The organism is Chryseobacterium aquifrigidense (assembly GCF_006716485.1).
GTDB lineage: Bacteria > Bacteroidota > Bacteroidia > Flavobacteriales > Weeksellaceae > Chryseobacterium > Chryseobacterium vietnamense.
Map to the genome: position 1 here is coordinate 553,115 of NZ_VFPD01000001.1, position 26,218 is coordinate 579,332.

Annotated in this window: 24 protein-coding genes; 10 read left to right on the top strand and 14 right to left on the bottom strand. The window is 36.4% G+C overall.

All coding sequences use genetic code 11. From position 1 onward, the window contains the following. The first annotated feature begins 75 nt into the window (after positions 1-75). Positions 76-1,584 carry a bifunctional GNAT family N-acetyltransferase/carbon-nitrogen hydrolase family protein gene (locus tag FB551_RS02435; RefSeq protein WP_142014635.1) on the top strand — a complete coding sequence of 503 codons (1,509 nt, stop codon included), beginning with the start codon at positions 76-78 and terminating at the stop codon, positions 1,582-1,584. Between the two features lie 61 nt (positions 1,585-1,645). On the opposite strand, the gene FB551_RS02440 is transcribed toward FB551_RS02435, so the two are convergent. Together FB551_RS02440 and FB551_RS23160 are read right to left on the bottom strand one after the other, a co-directional pair. Continuing rightward, positions 1,646-2,290 (bottom strand): hypothetical protein, encoded by a 645-nt coding sequence (locus tag FB551_RS02440; protein ID WP_142014638.1) that lies wholly within the window; start codon positions 2,288-2,290, stop codon positions 1,646-1,648. A 145-nt stretch (positions 2,291-2,435) separates the two neighbouring features. Continuing rightward, the gene (locus FB551_RS23160; RefSeq protein ID WP_167497813.1) at positions 2,436-2,600 is read right to left on the bottom strand and encodes a hypothetical protein; all 165 of its coding nucleotides are present in this window, start codon (positions 2,598-2,600) and stop codon (positions 2,436-2,438) included. 212 nt (positions 2,601-2,812) lie between these two features. On the opposite strand from FB551_RS23160, the gene FB551_RS02445 reads away from it, so the two are divergent. The 3 genes from FB551_RS02445 (at position 2,813) to FB551_RS02455 (ending at position 6,626) form a co-directional block, all read left to right on the top strand. Next, the gene (locus FB551_RS02445; RefSeq protein WP_142014641.1) at positions 2,813-4,459 is read left to right on the top strand and encodes an ABC1 kinase family protein; all 1,647 of its coding nucleotides are present in this window, start codon (positions 2,813-2,815) and stop codon (positions 4,457-4,459) included. A gap of 151 nt (positions 4,460-4,610) precedes the next feature. After that, complete coding sequence (locus FB551_RS02450) at positions 4,611-5,123, top strand: hypothetical protein (RefSeq protein ID WP_226798600.1); 513 nt, start codon at positions 4,611-4,613, stop codon at positions 5,121-5,123. Between the two features lie 150 nt (positions 5,124-5,273). Further along, on the top strand, positions 5,274-6,626 hold the full coding sequence (locus FB551_RS02455) for a DEAD/DEAH box helicase (RefSeq protein WP_047431998.1): 1,353 nt from the start codon (positions 5,274-5,276) through the stop codon (positions 6,624-6,626). 43 nt (positions 6,627-6,669) lie between these two features. Here the strand turns inward: FB551_RS02455 and FB551_RS02460 are convergent, their stop codons facing one another. From FB551_RS02460 to FB551_RS02480, 5 genes are all read right to left on the bottom strand, one after another. Continuing rightward, the gene (locus FB551_RS02460) at positions 6,670-7,140 is read right to left on the bottom strand and encodes a hypothetical protein (protein ID WP_047431995.1); all 471 of its coding nucleotides are present in this window, start codon (positions 7,138-7,140) and stop codon (positions 6,670-6,672) included. A 2-nt stretch (positions 7,141-7,142) separates the two neighbouring features. Beyond that, positions 7,143-7,799 (bottom strand): GDSL-type esterase/lipase family protein, encoded by a 657-nt coding sequence (locus FB551_RS02465; protein WP_142014643.1) that lies wholly within the window; start codon positions 7,797-7,799, stop codon positions 7,143-7,145. A gap of 64 nt (positions 7,800-7,863) precedes the next feature. After that, the gene (locus FB551_RS02470) at positions 7,864-8,325 is read right to left on the bottom strand and encodes a lipocalin-like domain-containing protein (RefSeq protein WP_047431989.1); all 462 of its coding nucleotides are present in this window, start codon (positions 8,323-8,325) and stop codon (positions 7,864-7,866) included. A gap of 239 nt (positions 8,326-8,564) precedes the next feature. Continuing rightward, entirely contained in the window at positions 8,565-9,728 is a 1,164-nt protein-coding gene (locus FB551_RS02475; protein WP_142014646.1) for an iron-containing alcohol dehydrogenase, read from the bottom strand. A gap of 125 nt (positions 9,729-9,853) precedes the next feature. Then, positions 9,854-10,261, bottom strand: a complete 408-nt coding sequence (locus FB551_RS02480; RefSeq protein WP_142014651.1) for a winged helix-turn-helix transcriptional regulator — start codon at positions 10,259-10,261, stop codon at positions 9,854-9,856. A 100-nt stretch (positions 10,262-10,361) separates the two neighbouring features. Between FB551_RS02480 and lpdA the strand changes: the two genes are divergently transcribed. Continuing rightward, entirely contained in the window at positions 10,362-11,762 is a 1,401-nt protein-coding gene (lpdA, locus tag FB551_RS02485) for a dihydrolipoyl dehydrogenase (RefSeq protein WP_142014654.1), read from the top strand. 238 nt (positions 11,763-12,000) lie between these two features. On the opposite strand, the gene FB551_RS02490 is transcribed toward lpdA, so the two are convergent. Both FB551_RS02490 and FB551_RS02495 read right to left on the bottom strand, forming a co-directional pair. Beyond that, positions 12,001-12,606, bottom strand: a complete 606-nt coding sequence (locus FB551_RS02490; protein WP_142014657.1) for a hypothetical protein — start codon at positions 12,604-12,606, stop codon at positions 12,001-12,003. Between the two features lie 37 nt (positions 12,607-12,643). Further along, a complete protein-coding gene (locus FB551_RS02495) occupies positions 12,644-13,048 on the bottom strand; it encodes a hypothetical protein (RefSeq protein WP_142014659.1) in 405 nt (134 codons plus the stop codon). A gap of 222 nt (positions 13,049-13,270) precedes the next feature. Here FB551_RS02495 and FB551_RS02500 point away from each other — a divergent pair, with 222 nt between their 5' ends. Then, a complete protein-coding gene (locus FB551_RS02500) occupies positions 13,271-15,805 on the top strand; it encodes a phosphoenolpyruvate carboxylase (protein WP_142014662.1) in 2,535 nt (844 codons plus the stop codon). A gap of 221 nt (positions 15,806-16,026) precedes the next feature. Here FB551_RS02500 and FB551_RS02505 read toward each other — a convergent pair whose 3' ends face one another. Beyond that, positions 16,027-17,631: a S8/S53 family peptidase gene (locus FB551_RS02505; protein ID WP_142014665.1), complete on the bottom strand. Its 1,605-nt coding sequence runs from the start codon at positions 17,629-17,631 to the stop codon at positions 16,027-16,029. 88 nt (positions 17,632-17,719) lie between these two features. Between FB551_RS02505 and FB551_RS02510 the strand changes: the two genes are divergently transcribed. The 4 genes from FB551_RS02510 to FB551_RS02525 all read left to right on the top strand — a co-directional run bounded on the left by FB551_RS02510 (position 17,720) and on the right by FB551_RS02525 (position 20,884). After that, positions 17,720-18,844: a DegT/DnrJ/EryC1/StrS family aminotransferase gene (locus FB551_RS02510; protein ID WP_047431970.1), complete on the top strand. Its 1,125-nt coding sequence runs from the start codon at positions 17,720-17,722 to the stop codon at positions 18,842-18,844. 3 nt (positions 18,845-18,847) lie between these two features. Beyond that, positions 18,848-19,258 (top strand): hypothetical protein, encoded by a 411-nt coding sequence (locus FB551_RS02515; RefSeq protein WP_047431967.1) that lies wholly within the window; start codon positions 18,848-18,850, stop codon positions 19,256-19,258. An 18-nt stretch (positions 19,259-19,276) separates the two neighbouring features. Next, positions 19,277-20,299, top strand: coding sequence for a UDP-glucose 4-epimerase GalE (gene galE, locus FB551_RS02520; protein WP_047431966.1), 1,023 nt, complete (start codon positions 19,277-19,279; stop codon positions 20,297-20,299). Positions 20,300-20,431: 132 nt separating this feature from the next. After that, positions 20,432-20,884, top strand: coding sequence for an adenylyltransferase/cytidyltransferase family protein (locus FB551_RS02525; protein ID WP_047431962.1), 453 nt, complete (start codon positions 20,432-20,434; stop codon positions 20,882-20,884). Between the two features lie 45 nt (positions 20,885-20,929). Here FB551_RS02525 and FB551_RS02530 read toward each other — a convergent pair whose 3' ends face one another. From FB551_RS02530 to FB551_RS02545, 4 genes are all read right to left on the bottom strand, one after another. After that, positions 20,930-23,515: a TonB-dependent receptor domain-containing protein gene (locus FB551_RS02530; RefSeq protein ID WP_142014669.1), complete on the bottom strand. Its 2,586-nt coding sequence runs from the start codon at positions 23,513-23,515 to the stop codon at positions 20,930-20,932. A gap of 132 nt (positions 23,516-23,647) precedes the next feature. Continuing rightward, a complete protein-coding gene (gene mltG, locus FB551_RS02535) occupies positions 23,648-24,673 on the bottom strand; it encodes an endolytic transglycosylase MltG (RefSeq protein WP_142014672.1) in 1,026 nt (341 codons plus the stop codon). 32 nt (positions 24,674-24,705) lie between these two features. Then, positions 24,706-25,473: a diaminopimelate epimerase gene (dapF, locus tag FB551_RS02540; protein ID WP_142014674.1), complete on the bottom strand. Its 768-nt coding sequence runs from the start codon at positions 25,471-25,473 to the stop codon at positions 24,706-24,708. An 88-nt stretch (positions 25,474-25,561) separates the two neighbouring features. Continuing rightward, on the bottom strand, positions 25,562-26,218 hold the full coding sequence (locus tag FB551_RS02545) for a hypothetical protein (protein ID WP_142014678.1): 657 nt from the start codon (positions 26,216-26,218) through the stop codon (positions 25,562-25,564).

Here is a 26,218-nt window from a genome sequence, read left to right on the forward strand (position 1 = left end):
TAAATAGTTTGGGAAGTACTTTGTATAAGGATTTAAGTAAAATATTTTCCCTAAATTTAAGTAAAATTACATCAGATGCAAATAGAAACAAGAAACCTGACTCTTCAGGATTATGATGAACTGGCGGAAACGATGAAAAGGGCCTACCCGCAAATGTCGGAGTCCATTTGGTCCAAAAAAAGTATTGATAAGCTTACAAAAATGTTCCCTAATGGACAGATTTGTATTACAGTAGACGGTAAATTGGCTGCTGTAGCGCTTTCCATCATCGTCAATTATGATGAGTTTGGAGATGATCATACCTACAGCGATATTACAGGAAATTATACATTCAATACACATACTTCCACAGGAAATGTCCTGTATGGAATTGAAGTTTTTGTAGATCCTGAATTTCGTGAACTCCGTTTGGGAAGAAGATTGTATGATGCCCGAAAAGAACTTTGTGAACACTTAAATCTGAAATCCATTGTTCTGGGCGGTAGAATCCCGAATTATCACAAATACAGCCACGAATTTTCCCCAAGAGAATATATCAGAAAAGTAAGGGATAAAGAGATTTATGACCCGGTACTTTCTTTCCAGCTTTCCAATAATTTTCTTCCGATAAGAATCCTGAAAAAATATCTTCCGGAAGATGAAGCTTCCAGAGAAAATGCAGTTCTTTTACAATGGAACAACATCTATTACAGCAGAAAACCGAATACCATGCAGGACAGTATTATCCGGCTTGGATTGGTGCAATGGCAGATGAGGCATTTTAAAGATATCGAAGCCTTTTATGAGCAGGTAGAATTCTTTGTAAACGTAATGGGAGATTACAAATCAGACTTTGTTCTTTTCCCGGAACTCTTTAACACTCCTTTGCTTGCTCCTTTCAACAATCTTTCTGAAAGAGACAGTATGATAGAGCTGGCTAAGCTTACGGAACAGATTAAAAATAAAATTTCTGAACTGGCAATCAGTTATAACGTGAATATCATTTCCGGAAGTATGCCTGTTTTCGATAATGACAATAATGATTTGTATAATGTAAGCTATCTTCTTCACCGGGATGGCCGTGTGGATGAATACAGAAAAATTCACATTACTCCGAACGAAAAGAGGTATTATGGAATGAAAGGCGGAAATGAAATCAAGGTTTTTGATACCGACTGCGGAAAAATAGGTCTTGTCATCTGCTATGACGTAGAATTCCCGGAATTACCAAGGATTTTAGCTGATCAGGGAATGAAGATCCTGTTTGTTCCTTATCTTACAGACACTCAGAATGCCTACATGAGAGTACGCCACTGCGCTGCTGCAAGAGCCATTGAAAATGAATGCTACGTTGCCATTGCCGGTTGTGTAGGAAATCTTCCGAAGGTCAACAATATGGACATTCAGTTCGGACAGGCTGCCGTATTTACTCCTTCCGATTTTGCCTTCCCATCCAATGCTGTGAAAGGAGAAGCTACTCCAAATACCGAAATGACCCTGATTGTAGATGTAGATCTGAACCTATTGAAAGACCTCCATCATAACGGTTCTGTACAGGTCATGAAAGACAGGAGAAAAGATCTTTACGAAACGTATCTTAAATAAAGAACTTCGGGGCGGCTCCTATGGAGCCGCCCCGAAATTTTAACTACTCAAACGCGCTGAATTATCCTTTCTTAGCCGATTCTCTGATGATATCCTGGTTGTTTTTATACACCTCATACTGTTCGGGACTTAAGATATTTTTAAAATCTTTATCCAGTGTTTTAAAATCACTGATAATAACCTTTTTTGCCTTATTGCTGTCAGCATCCTCAGGACCTGCATTTTTCTTGTTAAGACGCTTTCCAAAATCTTTCTGAACCTTCTGTACTCCTTTGAAGTTGATCTCGTATACCTGCTCAACCTGTCTTTCAGTCAGATCCAGGATAGGAACCATAATCAATGTTCTGAAAAGAGCAATCTTTTCTGTTCTGTCTTGCTTTACTACAGCCATCTGCTCAGGAGTAAGAATCTGCTCCATCGCCTGGTGACGTTGGGCAATGATGCTTACAAATTCGTCAGCGATCATTTTATTATTCTGGGAACTGCTGTTGTCACCAGCTTTGTTATCAAGAGAAATAAGTGCATCTGCTGTCATTTTATTGATCTCTGTAACCTTATTTGCCTGTGATTCTGTAAGCCCTAAATAGCTCATTTCTTTTGTGGCTACCTCTGCAATAGATCTAGCTGATGCTACCTGTGCTTTTACGTGTGTTGTAAACAGAACTGCTGACAAAATAAGACCAGCTGAAATAATTTTTTTTAACATAGTGTTGTAATTAAATATTTGTATTTTTTCTTTTCAGATGGAAATAATGTGCCAGAAATTGAGGTACATAGGCATTTTTCAGGGTAAAAAAAATACCCGAAGAATATTTCTTCGGGTACTGTATAATTCTATATAAAATATGATCTTACATATACTGAGGGCATACTACAGCAGGGCAGATCAGTCCAGGACATTTCGGTCTTCCATCTGTAGGGCAGCATTGGTTTGAGCAGTTTCCGATAATGATTCCGCTTCCTGCAATTCCTTTTAATTGTTCTCTTGAAAGTTTGTTGTTGCGTAAATTTTTCATGTTTTAATACTTTTGAATTGTTTTAATTTGTATGTTGTAAATATATTAATTTTTATAATATATGATGTGTTTTTATTGATATTGATGTATTTTATCCTTTAAAATGCTGATTATGTGTTGTTATTTTTAATTTTATTCATTAGCGATGTTGTCATCATTCTTTTCATAAAGGAACAATTTTTGGAGTAAATTGCACCTACTATTGATACACTATGTTTGATAAACCTCAAAGAAAACTGAAAAGATCCGCAAGACTGATTTCCGTACTAAGTAAATATGGATTCAAAGATCTTTTGGCCAGAATGAATGGAAATAAGCAGGAAGAAGCTTCTGGTCATTCCGATGAAATTATTTCAAAAGGAACCGTTTATGAAAGAATAAGACTTGCTCTCGAAGAGCTTGGACCAACCTTTGTAAAATTGGGTCAGACATTCAGTAACAGGGAAGACTTATTGCCACCGGAATTGATCCAGGAGCTGCAGAAACTTCAGGACAAAGTGGATACGGTAGATATGGACGTAGAAGAAGCGCTGGAAAGTGAATTTAATATTTCCGTTAAAGATTATTTCCGTGAAATTGAGAAAAAGCCTCTGGCCACGGCTTCCATTGCACAGGTTTACAAAGCTGTTCTGCTGGATGGCAGTCCGGTGATTTTAAAATTGAGAAAGCCCAATGTACAGTCAGTTATTGAAGATGATTTACTGTTGATTAAAGATATTGAAAAGCTCATATCTGCTTATTCCGAAATAGGAGAAAAACTGAATCTGAAACAGGCAATTTCTACTTTCGAAAGATCTTTACTGGAAGAAGTTTCTCTCATCAATGAAAGAAATAATATCCAGCAGTTCCGTCTGAATTTTAAAAATAATAAGGAAACATATGTTCCTAAAGTGTACGAAGAGTTTTCCAACAACAATATTCTTTGTATGGAATTTATTGATGGGATCAAAGTAACCGATAAATCTGTTCTGCTGGTCAATGATATCGATCCTGTAAAAGTTTCAGAAGCTGGATTGAGACTCTTTGTATCACAGATTTTAGACTATGGATTTTTCCATGCTGATCCTCACGCCGGAAATATTTTAGTGAGAAAAGACGGCAAAATTGTTTTCATTGATTTTGGTGCAGTAGGGAAAATTCAGCCTAATGATAAAGAAATTCTTGAAAATCTTATTGTAAGCTTCGTCGCCAAAAACTCCCATAAAATAGTCCGTTCACTTAAAAAAATGGCGATAAGCTATGAAATACCTGATGAAAGGCGTTTTGAAAACGATGTGGAGGAAATTCTGAATTTTGTTCACAGTTCATCATTACAGGATATTAATGTACAGGTGATCATCAACAAGATGAAAGATATTTTGAAGGACAACAGGCTTTATATGCCGGATTATTTTTATCTTTTATTCAAAGGAATCAGCCTGATAGAAGGAGTGGGAAGGAGTATTAATCCTGATCTTGATATTGTTAAAAGTCTTCATCCTTACACCAAAAAGATTTTCACCAAGAAAATCAGTCCTAAGAATCTTTTAAAAACAGGAATGGACCGGATGATGAATTTCACAGATAATGTAGATGAAATCCCTAAAGAACTCCGTTCTGTTCTTCAAAAACTGGATGATAATAAATTCACCGTTTCCAGCGAAATCAAAAATATAGAGAAGACCAATCAGCTCATCAAATCAAGTGTGGTAAATCTGATTCTTGCCATGATTTTAGGAGCAAATATTATTGCTACAGCCATTGTTTTTTCTTCCGAATCAGGGCCAAGAATTGGAGAATTATCTTTGGTAGCAGTTTTAGGCTTTATCTTTTCAGTCATTTTAGTTCTCATACTTTTACTGAGAGTAACGAGAAAGTAGTACAAAATTAAAGTTGAAGATTTTATTATTTTCTATTCTGCATGATAACATACAATCTGAACCACAAACCACGAACCTCGAATCTCGAACCACGTAACCCGAATCCCGAACTCCTAACCCGAACCCCGCCTCCCACATTTAAAACAAAACTATGAAAACACTTATTATAACAGCCATTACCTTATTCAGCTCACATTGTATTGCCCAGCAAGGAACCGAAGAGAAACTTCAGGGAGATTTTGACGGAAACGGAACAAAAGAATATGCTTACACAAAAGTCAGCGACTGTGGTGAGGAATGTGAAGGGAAGTGTGAAACAACAATTTATTTCAGTGATAAAAATATAAAACCTATAACGATCACGCCTGCCAATCAGGGAAGTCTGTATAATTTAGGAGATCTTAATGATGACGGGAAAGATGAGATCGGATTTTACCCGAACTGGTGTACCAGCTGCTGGCATCCGTTTTATGTGTATACTTTGAATAAAACGGGCTGGAAACCTTTATTGCCTTCTATCTCAACGCACTGTAATCAATGGGAAGAAGATAAGTTTCCCATCAAAAAAGATCCGAGAAAGAAAGGATATGTTATCGTTACCTCCAGCAAATGGGAAGATGATGATATTAAAATTAAAGTCAATAGTGTAAAGGTGAGTGAGTGATTAATTTGTTGCTGGTTGTTCTTTGTTGCTAGAAATATCAGTGTATTTGGTAGTGATTCCCTATAATCAGATAGCTACTCTCTGCAGCCTGCTGCCTAATATCTGCCACCTCTAATTTTCAACTTGTAATTAAATACCTATCTTTGCAAAATGGAAAAACTCACTTTTGCGGATTTTGACCTTCCGGTTAAAATTCTTGATGTTTTAGCGGATTTGGAATTATTTGAACCTACTCCAATTCAGGAGAAGAGCTTAAAGCCTATTCTTTCGGGAAGAGATGTAATGGGAATTGCACAGACCGGAACCGGAAAAACATTGGCTTATCTTTTACCCGTTCTGAAAACCTGGAAATATAGTAAAACAGGAAATCCAACTGTTTTAGTACTTGTTCCTACAAGAGAATTGGTGGTGCAGGTAACGGAAATCCTTGAAAAACTGACAGAAAATATTACTGCAAGAGTAATCGGAATATACGGTGGAAAAAATATCAATACTCAAAAATTGTTATTCAACGATGGATGTGATATTCTGGTAGGAACACCGGGAAGAGTGATGGACCTTTCCATAGATAATGCGATCTCCCTGAAAGAAGTTCAGAAGCTGATCATTGATGAGTTCGATGAGATGCTTAACCTTGGTTTCAGACCACAGCTTACTCACATTTTTGAAATGATGAAAGAGAAGAGACAGAACATTCTTTTCTCTGCCACCATGACAGAAGCTGTAGATGAAATGCTGGATGTCTATTTTGCCAATCCAATCGAAATTTCACTGGCAAAATCAGGAACACCACTTGAAAAAATTGAACAAACTGGTTACAAAGTTGAAAACTTTAATACTAAAATCAATTTGCTTGAACATTTACTGAAAAGCAATGCTGATATGTCCAAAGTATTGATTTTTAATAATAATAAAAGACATGCCGACCTGCTCTTTACTAAAATCGATGAGCTCTTCCCTGAACAGTTTGATGTGATTCACTCGAATAAATCGCAGAACTACAGACTAAAAGCAATGAAGAGGTTTGAGAATGAAGAGATCAGAGGTCTGATTACCACGGACGTAATGGCAAGAGGTCTTGATATTTCAAATATTACACATGTAATCAATTTTGAAACGCCTGATATTCCGGAGCAGTATATCCACAGAATCGGTAGAACAGGTAGAGCTGATAAAGAAGGAAAAGCTTTGGTTTTTGTAACGAAAAAAGAAGAACCTTTGCTTCTTGATATTGAGTTGTTGATGGATAAGGAATTGAAATTTAATGAATTCCCTGAGGAAGTTAAGATCAATCCTAAAAAGATCGCCGCTGAAGAAGAGCAGGTAGTTATGAAAAACCCTGCACAGGTAAAACTGAATGATGGAGGAGGCGCATTCCATGAGAAAAAAGCTAAAAATACCAAAGAAAACTGGGGTGGGCCTTCCAAGAGAAAAGCACCTAAGAAGTTTGGAGCCAACAGAGCTCAGCAAAAAGCAAAATCTAAATCGAAGAGAAAGAAATAAAATAAAAAAACGATTCCCATTTCAGGAATCGTTTTTTTTGACTTTAATTATCTTCATCATCTTCATCCAAAAAGTCCAGTTCATCATCTCTTTGAACATAATCAGGTGATATACCAGGAGGATTAAAGAGTCCCCATTCATCAACAATATAATGCTTTGGATTAAACCCGGCGACCCAATCAATAAATAAAAGACGAAAGTCTTCTATAAGGTTTCTGATAATTTTATAATATTTTGCATCAGAAAATCCTAATAATTCCAAGTGATTACCACTTACCATAATTTCCCGGGCTGCTTTTCGGATTATAGCTGCATTTTCCATTTTAATATCATACAGCTTCACAGCTTCAGCACCCGAAATTTTAGCCTGAATTATCATGATATCTCCTAATAAATTAGATTTCAGATGTTGGAGATAATCATTATCTTCAGGAAAGAGGTCTGTAATGATCTGCAATGTTTTGTAGATCTCTTCAGCCTTTTTATAAATAGGTAAATCCCGGTGTTCTTTCATTTTTATTTCAGATAAGGAGTGATTATCCTTGCCCAGATTTTATATCCTTCCGGTTTAAAATGAAGCATATCTTCCACAAAAATATCCTTTCTTACATTTCCATTAGCATCTTCCATGGCCTTAGTTACATCAATAAATTCTGCATTAGGTTCTTTTTTCATGAATGCCGCAATCTTTTTGTTGGCGATTTTCATCTGCGGCCAGATTACTTCGCGGCTTGGCGAGTATTTGATAGAGATATAATCTACTTCAATATCAGGAAATCTTTCACGGATTTTTTTGTAAAAAGTTTTGAATCGGTCTACAACCACTTTTGCTTTTAGCTGGTGATTGTCGGCAAAATCATTTTCACCACAATAAATAATGATCTGTTTGGGTTGATAAGGAGCTAAAAGGTCATTCGCAAAATCATTAAGATCGGTAAGTCTCGAACCTCCGAACCCTCTGTTGATAATTGTTTTACCAGGGAAGTAATCTGCTACATCAGTCCATTTGGTGAATGAGGAACTTCCGATAAATAAAATAGCATCCTTTTGAGGTGGATTTTGCTGATCCAGCTTTTTGAACTCCTGGATGTCCTGCCAGAACATCGGTTTTTTTTCCTGAGAAAAGGAAATAGCAAAATACAGCAATAGAAATGCTGATAGAATCTTCTTCATTATATTCAGTTTTAAATTAGATATAAAAGTAATAAAAAACTCCCGATTAGCGGGAGTTTATGATTTATCTTTTGTAGGTAACGTAAGGGATATCAGGAATTTTATCTCCATTCATATCAAAGATCCCTGATTGCTGGGCAAGCTTAAGATCTTTGCCTGTCAGCATATCTACTCTGTAGTTTACAGATCCTTCGTCGCCAAGTTTAATTCCAATAATTTTTGAATCGGCATCGTAGGTATATCTACCTTCAGTTTTCGGAGCTGGAGTACAGTTGGCCCCTTCACCTGTATATGCCGTATAGCTCACATAATAATCTGTTCTTAAGAAAAGAGTATTTTTGGTTGCACATCCGGTTAAAGTTTCAGTATAAAGCACTGTTTTATTATCCTTTCCGGAAATTACTTCCCTTTTAACTTCCTTCCAATCTCCTTTCATGATATCCATATCATAAGCTTCAAGATTGTCATCTTTACAAGAAGTAAGCGCCAAAGCAGAAAAGGCAAATAAAAGTAGCTGTTTTTTCATTTTCACAAATTTAAGAATATGCTAAAATATAAATAAATTTGAAATATCTATAATGAAATAATGATTTTTTAAACGAATGTTTGTAAATTAAATAATTTCATAGAGCTTGCAATACGAGATGCGAGTTTCGGGTTATTTATTTTCAACGTGAAAATGAATATAAACCCTTTTATCCGAATCCCGAAACAGTGTAACGCAAAACTTTATATCCCGTACCCCGAAACCCGCCTCGGAATCCCTTAATAACTCATTTCTACAATCTTATAGGCATCCTGTGGAGTCAGTTTTTTATACTCTCCAAGACCTAACCAGTTTCTGTCTGTAAAGGCTTTTTCAACTTTTTCAGCAGTTCCTTTAAAGTCTTCCGTATACTCGGAAAGTCTGGTTTTGATATGAAGACTGTGGAAGAATTCCTCCAGTTTTTTAATGGCCAGTTCAGCTTTTTCTTCTACAATTCCGTCTTTGATTCCCCAAACTCTCTCAGCGTACTGAGCCAGTTTTCCTTTTTTATCTTCAAAGTTGTAGCGGTAATGTGATGGAGCAATAATTGCCAGTGTTCTTGCATGGTCAATACCGAAATAAGCTGTCAGCTCGTGTCCCATTGCATGTACTGCCCAGTCTGTAATCACCCCTTTCTGGATCAGCCCGTTTAAAGCCATTGTACAGCACCACATAAAGTTTCCTGCAGCATCGTAGTTGAAATCATCAGCCAATACTTTAGGAGCGGTTTCCTGCAGGCTGATCAGGATACTTTCTGCAATTCTTTCCTGAAGATCAGCAGAAGAAGGAGCCGTCATATATTGTTCTAAAACGTGAGTATAGGCATCTGTAATTCCGTTTACGATTTGATTTTTTGGAATAGATCTGATTACTTCCGGATCCAGTACAGAGAACTGTGGGAAAAGTCCAGGCCCTCCTGAAGATAATTTTTCATTGGTTTCTCTTCTGGAAATAACGTAACCTGAATTCATTTCAGAACCTGTTGCAGGCAAAGTTAAAATGCTTCCAAAAGGCATACCCTGTCCTTCAAATGTTCTTACAGACTTTCTCAGGATCTCCCATGGTTCACCCTCATAATTCGCGGCTGCGGATAGAAATTTCGTTCCGTCAATTACAGATCCGCCTCCTACAGCAAGAAGGTAAGTAATATTCTTTTCTTTGATAAAGCTTAGGGCATTTATCAAAACTTCATATTCAGGGTTGGCAGGAACTCCGCCGAATTCATATAATTCATGCTCTTTTAAAGCCTCTTTTACCTGGTCGTAAACACCATTGTTTTTGATGCTTCCGCCACCGTAAATCATTAAAATTCTTGCATCTTTGGGAATTTCTTTGGAGATTTTAGCGATTTCGCCTTTTCCAAAAAGTATTTTTGTAGGGTTTTTAAACTCGAAATTAAGCATTGTTCTAAATTTATTTTAAGCCAAATTTACGGAATGAAAAAGGAAAAGTGAGTTAATGAAATTTTAAAATTGCTATTATTCCATATTATAAAAGCTATCGCCATGAGCCGTTCTTTTAAAGCATCTTATCCTTTAGAAGAAAGATAAGCTTTTGCTCTTTTTATAAAACCTTCCTTATCTTTTTTAATATCGTCCAATAGTTTTTTACGGTCATCGGGAATTGTGAGATACTGATCACCCCAAAGATTGATTTCAACAATGACGGGAATCAGGTCAATCCCTTTTCGGGTCAGGAAATAAAGAATTTTCAGCTTACTGTCCGGATGATCTTTTTTGTCAATTATCCCGCTGTCCAAAAGGTTTTGAAGCCTCGCAGCCAGAATATTCGTTGCTATTTTTTCATCAGCTTTAAGGAAGTCTCCATAAGTGCATTCCTTTTTCAGCATAAGATCTCTTATGATTAACAGAGACCATTTGTCCCCCCACATTTCCAGGGAACAGCTGATCGGGCAGTCGGATCTTTTTTTACTCATTTTGTTAATTTTAAAATAATACTTGCAAATTGAAAGTGTTTAATTTAATTTTGCTTTTGTTTTGCAAGTAAATTTAATCATAAAAAAATAAATAAATCAAATGGATCATTATGACATTGCCGTAATCGGCTCAGGACCCGGAGGATATGTTGCAGCGATACGAAGCGCACAGCTGGGATATAAAACCGTGATTATTGAGAAATATGATACTTTGGGAGGAACATGTACCAATGTAGGCTGTATTCCGACCAAAGCTTTATTGGACAGCACTCATCATTATGCGGAGGCACAGCATCAATTCAAGGAGCATGGGATTAAGCTGGATCAGATAGAACTGGATTTTTCTCAGATGTATAAGAGAAAAGCAGAGGTAGTTTCAAAAAATACGGGAGGCCTGGATTTTTTAATGAACAAAAATAAAATTACAAGGTTAAAAGGAACAGCAAGCTTTGTTAATAATTCTATCATAAAAATTGTCAACGAAACTGAGATGAGAGAAATTACTGCACAGCATTATATCATTGCTACAGGTTCGAAACCATCCACTATTCCCGGAGTTGAAATTGATAAAAAAAGAATTATTACTTCCACAGAAGCATTGTCTTTAGAGGAAAAACCGGAATCTATGGTCATCATCGGCGGTGGAGTAATAGGGGTGGAAATGGCCTCCATTTTCAACCGTATAGGAACTAAAGTGACTATCCTTGAATATGCTGATCATCTGATTGCCACAATGGATCATGAGCTGGGAAAAAGCCTTCAGAAAATCCTGAAAAAAGAAGGTATTGATATCCGTCTTAATCATGCTGTTTATAGAACTGAGAATGCAGACTCTAAGGGCAAAGTTTTTTTTAAGGATAAAAATGGAACAGAAGGAGGGCTGGAAGCAGATTATGTATTGGTAGCGGTGGGAAGAAGTCCTTATGTAAAAGGCCTCGGACTTGAAAATACAGATATACAGCTGGATGAAAGAGGCTTTATTAAAGTAAATGAAAACAACCAGACTTCAGCATCCAATATCTATGCAATCGGAGATGTTATCGGTGGCGCAATGTTGGCTCACAAAGCGGAAGAAGAAGGTGTTTTTGTAGCCGAAACAATCAATGGACAAAAGCATCATATTCATTATAACCGTATTCCTTCCGTGGTGTATACCTGGCCGGAAGTAGCTTCAGTAGGGTATACGGAAGAATATCTGAAACAAAATAACATCGCATATAATGTAGGGAAATTCCCGTTTTCTGCCAGCGCAAGGGCCCGCGCTTCAATGGATATAGAAGGTTTTGCCAAAGTTTTGGTAGATCCGAAGTATGGAGAAGTGCTGGGAGTTCATATCATTGGTGCCAGAGCCGCAGATTTGATTGCTCAGGGTGTCATTGCTCAGGAATATGAAGTGACCGCAGAAGATATGTTCCGTATTTCCTATGCGCATCCAACCTATTCTGAAACGCTTAAAGAAGCTTATCTGATAGCATCCGGGCAGGGAGCTATTAATATATAAGAAATTAAACCATTAAGGTTAATGAAGACAATAAGAATAATTAAGACCATCTGTGATGGAAAAATGAAGTACATCGCTAAAAAATAGCTTCAGCTATTTCCCTTAACTACTCTTATCATCTTAAAAAATCTTAATGGTTTAAAATATGAGATTATCAATTTTATCGCAGATAAAATCCTTGTGCCTTAAAACATGAAGTATATAAAACTGTTTTGCGTCTTAGCGTTTTCAAAAAAAATTATAAAGCAGTACAGTTTTCATCCTTTGCATAGATTCCATTACTTTTTGCCTCCAGCTTTCCGGTTTTTCTGTTGATTTTAACCAAAAAAGATTCTTTCACAACCGGACAACCCTTAGACTGCATCAGATACATGGAAATATGGCGGTCTTCAATTTTATATGCTCCTGTAAAACGGTTACTCGTATCCACCGAATAACCATACGTTTTGGCCAATAAAATAGCCTCCGGAAGATTGTCAACCGTTCCGATAAAATCTCTCAGTTGCTGTTCATTGGAAAAATAAACAGATCTTTCATTTTTACACGCCAGAATGTATGAAAAACAGTTATTCCCTATACATTTCTGGAAAAAACCTCTTTCGGGAGCAGGTTCATTGATCGTCATAAAATCGGGAGCCTGGCTTTCATAAATGACAGCTTTTTCATAATCTATATCATTACTGAGAACGCGCCAGTAAGCATATTCTTTATCAGGAACAATGAAAGGGTAGAGATAATCTGCGGTATCCAGAATATCAGGAATTTTTTTATAATCGTCGGGAACCTTGATCTGGCTATAAAGCAGATTAGAGAGAATCAGGGAAAATGCGATGATTACTTTCATAAAGAATGGGTTTCCGGTGCAAATTTAAAAAAGAGAATTATTCCAATACAATTTTATAATATCCTTTTTCAGCAGTTACATCAATATCTATACCTGTAAACGTTAATTTATTGATCTGATAGCCATCACAACCTCCATTAAATTCTGATGATTGAATGGAAAAGTCCAGGTCTTTAATGTTAGAAAAGAATTCATACTTTTTTGTCCCATTATAAGCTCCTACATTTTCTAAAAGAACTCTATTATCCGATGTTTTGGACAATTGTACACTGACATTATTTTCATCCTGAACGGAATAAGTAGTCAATGTCCCGTTGGTAATAAGATTTTCATTGTTGGAATTGACGAACTCAAAAATGACGGGTAATGGAGCATTATAACAATCTTTTTCACAAGAGATGAGCAGAAGTGTTATGAGTAAAAAAGTACATATTTTTTTCATGGATTATGGATAGCGTTAACAGTAAAGTTAATCAAATTATATTAATCCTGAATGACTAAAACGGATTTCTATAATTTTAAAACCTGTAAAAATATCCCATAGTTAATCGTTTGTTTACTGTGGAAAAAGTATTTATAATATTTTTTAAAAAAAATATTTTTTGTCCTTTATTTTTGCCATTTGTCAATCCAACTAATTTGAAAATCGCTTACATTTGTTAATATGATACACGACCAACGCGCAGAAAAATTCAGGCAGATTGTGGAAAATAAGTTCCAGATCTATAATTCATTATTTATGAGCCTGCCTTATGATAAAATGACGAATATCGGAATGCTGCTTCCATTTCTTTATGAGGAAAGCAGAACCGGCTATGAAGCAGGAAAAACCCCTGAAAATATCGTCGAAGAATTTTTTAAAAACCATACCGATCTTCAGACTGAGGAGCAGAAACTGGAACTGCTTTTCAAGATCATTCAATATATAGAAAGACAGGTTGTTTTGTTTGATAGTATTGAGGATGCTGCATTTCCCAATCTTCATTCTGAAAGTGATAACGGAACAGTGACCAATCTCTTCGAACGTTCTTTTCAGGATCATAAAATTGAAAAAGTACGCGAAAAATTAAAAGATTTTAGTGTTAAGGTTGTATTTACAGCACACCCTACTCAGTTTTATCCAAGTTCGGTACAGAGAATTATTCAGGATTTGAGAGGAGCTATTACCAGTGATTCGGTAACTCAGATTGATATGCTTCTGCAGCAGTTGGGGAAAACTCCTTTCGTCAACAAGGAGAAACCTACTCCAATAGATGAAGCGCTGAGTATTATTTCCTATCTGAGATATGTATATTATGACACCATTGGTGAACTTTTTACCAAGATCAAAAAGACTTTCGGGAATGGCCATTTCCACCTTCATGAAGATATTATCCAGCTGGGTTTCTGGCCGGGTGGAGACAGAGACGGAAATCCTTTTGTAACCGCAGAGGTAACGAAAAGAGTAGCGGAAGAACTTCGTTCTGCAATTCTGAAATCATACTACAGCCATCTGAAATTTATCAGAAGACGATTGAGTTTCAGAGGCGTTTCAGAAGTGTTGACCCAATTAAGTGAAGAACTGTATGCTGCCATTTTTGATGGGAAAAGTATTAAAGCAGAAGATATTTTAAAGAAAGCAAATGAAGCAGAAAAAATACTGATCAACGAACATAATTCTTTGTTTTTGGATCTTTTGATTAATTTCAGAGACCGTGTGATGATCTTCGGCACTCACTTTGCGACACTGGATATCCGCCAGGACAGCAGAATTCACCAGAAAGTTATTGATGAGGTGTATGCAAAACTATACGGAAATGAAGAGGCTGATTACGAACAGAAGTTCAACAAACTTATTCAGATTTCAGAAACGGTTCATGTGGAGGATTTCGAAGATATTGTAAAAGATACTTTGTTAACGGTTTCACAGGTTACGGATATCCAGAACCTGAACGGACTAAGAGGAATGAACCGTTATATTATTTCCAATTCTGATGCTGTAAAAGACGTTATGAACGTATATGCCTTCTTTAAAATCTGTGGTTATAAAGATCAAGACATCAATATGGATATTGTTCCACTTTTTGAAACCATGGAAGGGCTTGCCAATGCAGAGCATGTAATGAATGAGCTGTATCATAATCCTGTTTATAAAAAGCACCTGGAAAAAAGAGGAAATCAGCAGACGATTATGCTTGGCTTCTCGGATGGAACCAAAGACGGAGGATATTTAAAAGCCAACTGGGAAATTTATAAAGCCAAAGAAGTACTGACAAAACTTTCGGAAGAGAATAATATTAAAGTTGTATTCTTTGATGGCAGAGGAGGACCACCAGCCAGAGGTGGCGGAAAAACCCACGATTTCTATGCTTCTCAGGGAAAAACAATTGCCAATAATAAGATTGAATTAACCATTCAGGGACAAACGATTACCAGTATTTTTGGGAATAAAGAGCAGGCAAAATATAACTTTGAACAGCTTCTGACAGCAGGTGTTGAAAATGATGTATTCAAAAATTCAAAAAAAGAACTTACAGAAAAGGAAAGAGCACTGATTATTGAGCTTGCAGATATCAGCTATAAGAAATATTCAGATCTGAAAGCGCATCCGATGTTTGTCCCCTACCTTCAGGAAATGAGTACGCTGGAATATTACGGAAAAACGAATATCGGAAGCCGTCCTTCAAAAAGAGGAAACGGAAGTGAGCTAAGATTTGAAGATCTGAGAGCCATCCCGTTTGTAGGATCATGGTCGCAATTGAAACAGAATGTGCCAGGATTCTTCGGTTTTGGATATGCCATGCAAAAGATGAAAGAGCAGGGCAGGTTTGAAGAAGTAAGAGAATTGTATAAAGGTTCGGATTTCTTTAAAACTTTAGTGTTGAACTCCATGATGAGTATGAACAAATCTTACTTCCCATTGACTTACTATATCAAAAACAATCCGAAATTCGGTGCATTCTGGAATGTTCTTTTCGATGAATATGAGCTTTCAAGAGATATTATGCTGGAACTGACAGGATTTAAAATGCTTCAGGAAGAAGATCCGCTTTCCAGAAAATCGGTAAAGATCCGTGAGAAGATCGTCCTTCCGCTGTTGAGTATTCAGCAATATGCTTTAATGAAGATTCAAAAAGGAGAAGGCAACAAAGAAGCTTATGAAAAGCTGGTAACACGTTCACTGTTCGGGAATATTAATGCGAGCAGAAACTCTGCATAAGCAATTTTTAAAATAAGAATGATCATAACGAAATGATAATCAATATCAATAGAAACGGGCTTTAGCCCGTTTTTTATTATAAACCATTCAATGAGCTTTAGCTCAAACTTATTTTTATGTTGTAATACGACCAAAAATAGTAATATATCTCCCACAGATCACCCAATGTTTATGTTGTAAATAAATCTGCTCAATCCGAATAATCTGCGGGAAACAAAAAATTATTCCTTTAAGAATTTTTCATAGAAAACCTTATCCTTCGTCTGAATTTTAAGATAATAGGTCCCTTTTGCAAAATCCTCTACTTTTATGGATTTCTGATTGGTGCTTGTTCTAATGAGTCTTCCCAGATTATCATATATTTCTAACGACTGAACTTCTAACTCTGATGCTATATTCAGGATGGTTTTTACAGGATTCGGGAATATAGAGAACTTTTCTTTTTTTACAGTCTCAGAGGTATTCAGAACAAGATTATATAAGCTTCCGAAATTAAGAATCCCAAATCCCATCTGATCCGAATGGGCAGGATAAAGTGAAGCAGTCTGTCTCAGCTTTGTTCTCATCTGTTCCCTGTTCATCGTTGGAAAAGCCTGAATAAGACACGCTACACCTCCGGCAGCAATAGGAGTCGCAATGGAAGTTCCATTCACAATTAAAGTAGCATTATCATAAACGGTTGTAGTGCCGGTTCCCTGAGTACTTCCGTCAGGTTTTACCACGCTGAGAGCATTGGGTCCATAAGAAGAAGAGGGGGAGGCATTTCCGGCAGCATCCACATTTCCAATAGAGAACACTTTTGCATTGTCAGATGGTGTCAAAAGATAGTGCCACGGCTGTTGTCCGGAATTACCTGCAGCGGCAAGAACAAAAATACCTTTTTCAGCGGCAATGCCGGCTCCGCGGGCAATGAATGAAGTATTACCATCCATATCGGCATACGTATAATTGTAACGGCTTTCGTTAAAAATATTGTATCCCAATGATGAGGTAATGATTTCTATTCCTTTTCTGTCCGCTTCCTCCGCAGCTTCAATCCAGTATAGTTCTTCTTCGGGGATTTCTACAGCTGCATTTTCACTTCGGTAAAGATAAAAATCAGCATCAGGTGCCGCACCTACAAAAACATCTTGCAGATATCCACCCATAACACCTAACACGACAGAACCATGAGTACTGAGGGCCGTATTATAAATATCTCCGGTTTTGGTAACAAAATCATAAGAGGCTTTGATATGATTATTAGTCCACAATCTTGAAAAGGCAGTTCCTGTATTTACCGTTGGAAATCCTGCATCAATCACTGCTATGGAAACTCCCGTTCCTGTATAGCCTGCCAGATGAAGCGGCCGGATGTTAACCTGATCAATTTGTCCTGCCCCAGAACCATAATTGAAGTTGGTAAGTGTTTTATTGATGCTGGCATCATCTTTCCATTTTCCAGGTGCTGTTTTCACCGTAGTACCAGAGCTGTTTCTTGCAAAACTTTCAACGGATGAAACATAAGTTTGAGCCTGCAGTAAAGTTTTTTGCGCAGGAGTGGCATTGACTGCCGCACCATTAAGCCATTTTGAATAATCCGTAACAACAAATCCCAAATTTTGAAGATTCTGAAGGTAAGACTGCTCAATAGGAGCATCCTGATCATTAAGCGGGATTCCGAGTGCAGTACGCCTGTTGAGTGATTTCTGACTGAGTTCGGACAGCGGATTGGCATAAAAAGCAGCTTTATTAGGCTTATCCGTGAAGTAAACAAAAACAAGCTCCGTTTGTGCGGAAACGGTCAGGTAACCTGTTAGGAAACAAAAGAGTAAAAGTTTTTTCATAAAATTTATTTGTATAAAGATAAAAACAAAATCAATAAAATTTTTGATAGGATTTTAAATTCCTTATTTTTACAGAAATATTTATTATATGAAAAAAATTCAGATGGTTGACTTGCAAAGTCAGTATTACAAAATAAAGAGTGATGTAGACAATGCAGTTTTGAATGTAATGGATTCTGCGGCATTTATTAACGGTCCTGAAGTAAAGTCTTTCCAGAATGAATTGGAGTCTTATTTAGAAGTAAAACATGTGATTCCGTGTGCCAATGGTACAGATGCATTACAAATTGCCCTGATGGCTTTGGACCTGAAAGAAGGAGACGAAATTATCACGGCTGATTTTACTTTTGCTGCAACAGTAGAAGTTATTCACCTGCTTAAATTAAAGTCTGTATTGGTAGATGTAGATTATGATACATTCACAATCTCTACAGAACAGATTAAAAAAGCAATTACACCCAAAACAAAAGCGATTATCCCGGTACATATTTTCGGACAGTGTGCCAATATGGAAGAAATTTTAAAAATTGCTGAAGAGCATAATCTATACGTTATTGAAGACAATGCTCAGGCAATCGGTTCAGAATATACCTTCTCAGACGGAACTGTAAAACAGGCAGGAACAATGTCTACTGTGGGAACCACTTCTTTCTTTCCGTCAAAAAACCTGGGATGCTACGGAGACGGAGGGGCTATTTTCACCAATAATGATGAATTGGCTCACCGTTTAAGAGGAATTGTAAACCATGGAATGTATGAGAGATATTACCACGATGAGGTAGGAGTAAACTCACGTTTGGATAGTATTCAGGCAGCGGTTTTAAGAAAGAAACTTCCTCACCTTGATTCTTATAACGAAGCAAGAAGAAAAGCAGCAGACTTTTATGATGATGCTTTCGAAGGAAACCCGAATATTCTGACTCCGAAAAGAGCTGAGAATTCTACTCACGTATTCCACCAGTATACCTTAAGAATTCTGAACGGAAAACGTAATGAACTTCAGAAGTTTTTAGCGGAGAAAGAAATCCCTGCGATGATCTATTACCCGGTAGCACTAAGAAAGCAAAAAGCATACTTTCAGGAAAGTAATGCAGCAGACTTTGTGAATACTGATAAGCTTCTGGATCAGGTAATTTCTTTACCAATGCATACAGAATTAGACGAAGAGCAGCTGAAGTATATTACAGATGCAGTGCTTGAGTTTATGGGATAATTAATGAAAAGAAAGATATTTAAATATAAGCTGGTATACTACTTAGCAGTTTTAATCAGCTTAGTTTTTTTTATAATATCAGCATTTTCAGTTCTTGAAATATTTAATGACTTTAATCTTTTTAAAACATTACTTATTACTATTTCGTTAGTTATTAACTCATCTGCTTTTGTCAATCTTGTAGAAAAATATGATAAAGCTGTTTTGTTTCTAAATCTTAGTTTATTTTTATCCATTTTTGTTTTAGGTTACCCTTTGCTACTTGGATTTTTAAATGGAAATAATATTTTAGAACATTTTACTTTTAAATTATTAACTATCCTCATATTGAGTTTACTGATTGTTAATGTATTTAAAGTGAAAAATTATAATGGAGTTAACGAAATAGAAAATATAGGAAAGGACAAAGATTAGTAAAAGTATAAAGAAAAAATGACAATACTTGTTACCGGAGGCCTTGGATATATTGGTTCTCACACTGTAGTAGAACTTCTTAATAACGGCTTTGAAGTGGTTATTGTGGATGATTTATCCAATACGGAAAGGTTTATTTTAAAAAATATTGAGGAAATTACTGGTAAGAAACCTGTTTTTTATCCTTTTGATTTAAGAAGAAAAGAACTTCTTACTCAGGTTTTTGATGCTCATCAGATTGATGGCTGTATCAATTTTGCTGCTTCTAAAGCGGTAGGAGAGAGCCAGATCATTCCTGTTGATTATTATGAGAATAATCTGTTTTCTTTGATTAATATTCTTCAGGAATTTAAAACGAGAAAGATCTCCAATTTTATTTTCAGCTCATCGTGTACGGTGTACGGGCAGGCAGATGTTATGCCAATAGATGAAAATACTCCGCTGAAAACGCCTGAAAGTGTCTATGGGAAAACAAAACAAATGGGAGAACAGATCCTGATTGATTTTGCAAAAGCCTATCAAAGTAAAATATCACTATTAAGGTATTTTAATCCAATCGGGGCACACCCTTCCGGAAAGATTGGAGAATTGCCAATCGGGATTCCTAATAATTTAGTGCCTTATGTAATGCAGACCGCTTCAGGAGTTCGTGAGAAACTGAATATATGGGGCGATGATTATCCTACACAGGACGGAACGGCCGTTCGTGATTATATCTATGTTGTTGACCTGGCAAAAGCACACGTTGCAGCATTAAAGAAACTGATAGAAGATCCTTCATCGGATGCTGTCATAGATACTTACAATCTGGGAACAGGAAAAGGTTCATCTGTACTGGAAGTGGTAAAAGCATTTGAGAAAGCGAATAATGTAGAAGTGCCTTACCAGATCTGCGACAGAAGAGAAGGAGATATTACTATTGCATATGCCAACCCTGAAAAAGCTGAAAAAGAACTCAACTGGAAGTCTGAAACATCTTTGGAAGAGGCTTTAAGAACGGTTTGGGAATGGCAGAAATATCTGAACACCAGAAATTCATAACTTAGCATTCAGAAATGCTTACATAAAGAGAACATTTAAACGATCATAAAACAAATTACAAAAACATCTTCCTGAATATCTGTTGTGATTTTTAAGAACATTGATTCATGGAAGCTTTAATTTTAAATTAGTATGAAGACACAGAGAATAGGTATTACATTTTCGTCGTTTGACTTATTACATGCAGGTCACATCAAAATGCTTGAAGAAGCTAAAACCGTATGTGACTATTTAATCGTAGGACTTCAGATTGACCCGTCCCACGACCGTCCCACTAAAAATAAGCCAAGCCAGACTATTGTTGAACGATATATTCAACTGAAGGCAGTGAATGCTGTGGATGAGATTATTCCTTACTACACAGAGGAAGACCTTTTGGATATTCTTAAATCATTTGTGATTGACGTAAGAATCATTGGAGATGATTATATGGACAAAGACTTTACAGGTAAAAAATACTGTGAAGAAAAAGGAATTGAGCTATTTTTCAATAAAAGAGACCATCGGTTTTCCACCAGTGATCTGAGAAGAAGAATCTATGAAGCTGAAAAAGAAAAATACGCTAAAGCAGAACCTGTAAAATAACAGAAATAAAAAATCCCGAAAGTAACTTTCGGGATTTTTGTTATATTACATCGGGCCGCCTTGTTCTTCGTCGCCTTTTGTATTGGAATTAATATCTTTTTTAATTTTAGGTTTGGCATCAATCTTCTCACCTTGCTTGAACTTATACGTGAAAGATAAAGCAAATTGTCTTGGCTGCCACTGCATTTCCATTTCTCGGGTAAACTGAGCATTATCAGAGAAGTTTTTCATTTTTCTGGTATTAAAGATGTCTCTGATGTTGAATCCTATAATTCCGTTTCCTTTCCAAATGGTCTGGCTCGCGCCAAAATCTATACCATACATTGCCTTTCTGTTGTTCATTGCTGTTTTCTCAGCAGCTCTGTAGAAACTTTGAATTTGAAGGCTTAAGTTTTTTGTCGGTTTAAATGTATTGTTAAAACGTATTCTGTATGAGAACCCTGAACCTGAAAAATCATTTAAGGTTTTTGGATTGTCAGGGAATAAGTTATAGCTTCCTGTATTTTTATATCCGTAAAGGTCAGCAGAAAGCATTATTTTCCACCAGCTGTAAGGATCGTAAGTTCCGTTCAGATCCAAACCATAATTGGTCTCCGTACCCACGTTAAAAGGAATGGTGTTTACAGCTCCGGTCTGATCTACATATTGATATCTGTTTTGCTCGTCTTCAGACTTTTTAAAATACAGAGTTGGATTAAACGTGATCTTTTTATTTGAAAGATTATATCCAAGTTCAAAAGAGTTTTCGTACGTTGGGTTAAGATTCGGGTTTCCTCTGAAGTAGTTTCTGTCATCATCAAAAGACATAAAAGGGATCAGGGAGAAAGCTCTCGGACGGTTAATTCTTCTTGAATAATTTAACAGGATCTGATTGTTTTTTGCCAGATCATAACTTAAAAATACAGAAGGGAAGAACTTAGTATAGTTTTTATTAACTTCCGGAGTATTTGCCGGGTTTCCGTTTACATCAAAATTTTGAAAATTAACGTCAATTTTTGAAGTCTCACTTCTTAATCCTAACTGATACGCAAATTTTTCTCCAATCTTACTTTTAAACTGTGCATAAACTCCCAAGATCTTTTCAGAATATACTGTATTACTTGTGAAATCGAACCTTGTAATTGCGGGTTGCTCGTTCAAACTTTGATCTACAAAATAGTTATAAGTATTTCTGTTATAATCATAACGTGCTCCGGCTTCTAATTTAGATTTTTCACCTATTGGAAGTTCATAATCGATTTTTCCAATGAAGGTATCCGTTTTAGAATCTGTACTTACATTATTGGTGATATTACCGTTTGGCTGTACAATATTTTCAATAAATGTTCTTTGAACAATTTTATTAATTCCGTCTGTTTTGTTCGTCTGGTAACTTGCAGATGCGGATAATAACTGGCCATTGTCTCCAATTTTCTGATCAAGTCCAAGATCAAACTGGGTTGCCAGGTTTGTGTTATTTCCGTAGCTGTTTCTTTCCCTTAAAACATTGCTTACACCAGAAGTAGGAGTCGTATACAGTCTTTCATTATAAGAATTAAGACCTGTCTGATCCGTATCAAAACTTCTGATCATTCCTGAGAAATTGATGGAAGTCTTATCGCTGAAGTCATGAGTAAAACCAGCAGTCACATTATAAGTGTTACTTTCTCTTGTCGTTTTACCATTTTGTTGAGAATACTGTGTAAAAGGGAATGCATCAGAAGCCAGGCTGCCAATATCATCCTTTCTGGTGGTCGTATTCTTCATGGTGCTTTCGTTCTTCTGATAACCACCGCCGCCATTTAAAAACCAGGTCCAGTTACCTTTTCTCCAGTTTAAGTTAGCGTTAAGGTTGGTTCTTGGAAGATAACCTAAAGTTCCGGTTACGCTACCATTGAATCCTATTTTTTTATCCTTTTTAAGAATGATATTCAGAATACCGGCAGTTCCACTTGCCTCAAATTTAGAAGAAGGGTTGGTGATTACCTCAATTCTTTCAATCTGATCCGCTGGAATACTCTGCAAAGCATTGGCTCCATCATCTATTCCAAGAAGGGATGAGGGCTTTCCGTTGATAAGGAATTTTACATTGGAATTTCCTCTCATAGATACCGTTCCGTCTGTATCTACAGAAACTGAAGGAACATTGGTTAAAACATCCTGAAGGTTTCCTCCTTTACTCACAATATCCTGTGAAGGATCATATGTTTTCTTATCAAGCTCTACCTTATATGCTTTGGCTGCAGATGCGGTAATAACAACGCCCTGTATTTCCTTTGTTTTACCATCAACAGTAGAGGTGGATTCTGCTTCAATAGATAGTGCTCCGATATTACCTGCTGTTGCAATCTTTTTGCTGACTACACTTTTTTTGTAATCAATGGCTTCTACTGTAATATCATAGTCTCCAGGCATAAGCTGAAGGGTATATTGCCCTTTTTCATCTGTCAGTACAGCATCACTTAAAGTTTTGTTGGCCTTATTGCTGAAAGTTACAGATGCATAAGGAACCGGTTGGTTTTTTTTGTTGACAATGATTCCTGAAACTCCAGCTTTCTCCTGTGCAAAAGCCATTGCTGCTGCTGAAAGTACTAGTGTAAGTCCTAAAGCTTTTCTGGTGAAAATATTGACAATTTCTGTCTTATTCTTCATAGGTTATTTTTTTGTATAAGATCGTAAAGGATAACCCTTAATGTTTTGAGTCTCCATACCAAGTTGATCATCAAAACATTATGGTTGTTTATTGTTTTTCTAACTGTATAAATTTTTAGGTGCTTTCTAAGCCTATTTTATATTTTTTGAGTTGAGCCAGTCCTGATAAGCCTTGGCATTTACCGCATGTTCTTCAGCACTTGCAGTAAACTTATGGTATCCGAATCTTGCCGGATCAGCACACATAAATATATAATTGTTGTTTTCGGCATTTAAAACAGCATCTATTGAATTCTTATCCACTACACAGATCGGTCCCGGAGGAATACCTGCATTGGCATAAGTATTATAAGGTGATGGTGTAGACAAATGCTTATATAATACTCTTTTTATAGGTTCTTTAAAATTAGTCTGCTTGTTGATTGCATAAATTACCGTAGGATCGGACTGAAGTTTCATTCCTTTTCTGTAACGGTTTAAATATAATCCTGCAATGGTTTTCATTTCGTCCTTTTTCCCTCCCGATTCCTTATAAACAATAGAAGCCAGGGCATAAATCTGATCTCTTGTAAGACCGGACTGCTGTTCTTTGTTTTTTCTTTCACTGGTCCAGAAATCATGATATTGATTTTCGAACTTGGTAAAAAATTCTCTCGGACTCACTGTCCAGAAAAAATTATAGGTATCAATGAAAAAATATTTTTTTAAATCTTCAACATTTTTATAGCCTTTCTCCTGCGCAACGGCATCAAGGTCATTGACAAAATGCAATGAATCAATTTCCGTTTTTTTAGTCACTTTACCAATCATCTGGTACATATCACCAAAATCACCGATTCGGTAGGAATTGGCAGTCTGGTTACCTGCTTTGATCATATTGACTAGGTTCTTGTTGCCTGTTCCACTCTGGATATGGTAACGCCCTGCTTTAAAATTTGTATCAAGGCCTTTTTCCTTAGCCACAGCTTCAAAAGATTCCCTGTCTTTAATATAAGGAGCAACAGAATCGAGGATCTGTTTAAAACCTGCTCTATGAGGAATCAGAACGTAACCATCCTTTTCTACGTTGTTTCCTAAATATTTATTATAAAATCTCAAACCAAAAAATCCTGCCACTACAAAAACCAGCAGAATGACAATGAGAATTGCTTTTTTCATTCTTATCAATGTTGATTAAAAGTTTTTTGTTTTTAAAGAAGATCTGTCTTACCTCTAAAAACTTGCTTTGCAGGACCTTCCAGCCAAATATTCTGGAATGTATCACCGCTTTTTTCAGCATATACTTTAAGGTTTCCGCCTAAAGTTTTAACTTTTACAGAGGTTAGATTATGTTTTTGCAGAAAAGTTAAAGCAGAAGCTGTAACTCCTGTTCCGCAGCTGTAAGTTTCGTCCTCAACGCCTCGTTCATAGGTTCTTACGAAAATTTCATTATCTGAAATTTTTTCTACAAAGTTCACATTGATTCCTTTTTCTTTATATTTTTCGGAATTTCTGATGCCATATCCTTCATCATAAACGTGAAAATCTTTCAGGTTTTCTACATATTTTACATAATGGGGAGATCCGGTGTTCAGAACAAAATCATTTCCGTCATGGGAAACAGTATCCACGTTGATCATTTTTAATTTAATGATTCCGTTATGGATTTCAGCTTCATGTTCACCATCTGTAGCAATAAATTTGCATTTGTCTTCAAAAATGTCCAGGAAAAAAGCAAAGGCAACAAGACATCTTCCTCCGTTTCCACACATTGTGCTTTCACCGCCATCTGAATTGTAGTACACCATCTTGAAATCATATTGAGGATCGTTTTCCAATAAAATAAGACCGTCAGCACCTATTCCGAAACGTCTGTCACATAATTTTTCAATACTATCTTTATCTTTTGTAAATTGGAGATCACGGTTGTCTACCATTACAAAATCATTCCCTGTTCCCTGATATTTATAGAATTCCATATTTTTTGTTAAATAAAGAAGCAAAATTACTATATTTTAAATGAAAAACGAACAGTGTTAGCTGTTCGTTTCCTTATTTATAATCGTTTTATCTAAAGCCGCCTCCGCCGCTCTGCTGTCTGCTTGAACTGGTGCTTTGGCTGCCTGAGCTATTTCTGAATCCACCACCAGAAGATTCTGACCTGCTGCTTCCGGAATTTCTGAAACCGCTGTTATTCTGGTTGTTCTGATTGCTGCTGTTTTGATTTCTGAATCCACTGTTACTGTTGGAATTTCTGAAACCACCGTTGTTTTGATTTCCCTGATTGTTCTGATAACCATTATTCTGGTTTCTGAATCCGCTGTTGCTGTTGGAGTTTCTGTTATTGTTGAATCCTCCGTTATTATTGTATGAACCGTTGCTGTTCGTTGTACGCGTATTCTGGAATCCGTTCTCAGGTCTCGAAGAAGAGGAAGATCTTCTTTCTACATATACTTTTCTTCTGGAGTTATTGTAGCTATCATAGTAATAAGGAATACCATTATCATAGTAATAATTAACGTTGTTTCTATAATAATAGCCATCATTACCCCAATATCCACCACTTCCGTAATATCCTGATGGAGCATAGTAATATCCGTTGTTATAATACGGATCTCCATACCCGTAGCTTCCATTGCTTCCGTATCCGTCGGTATATGCTAAACAAGAAGTTAAACTGGTAATAGCAAAAATACTGAATGCTATTTTAAATAAATTTTTCAT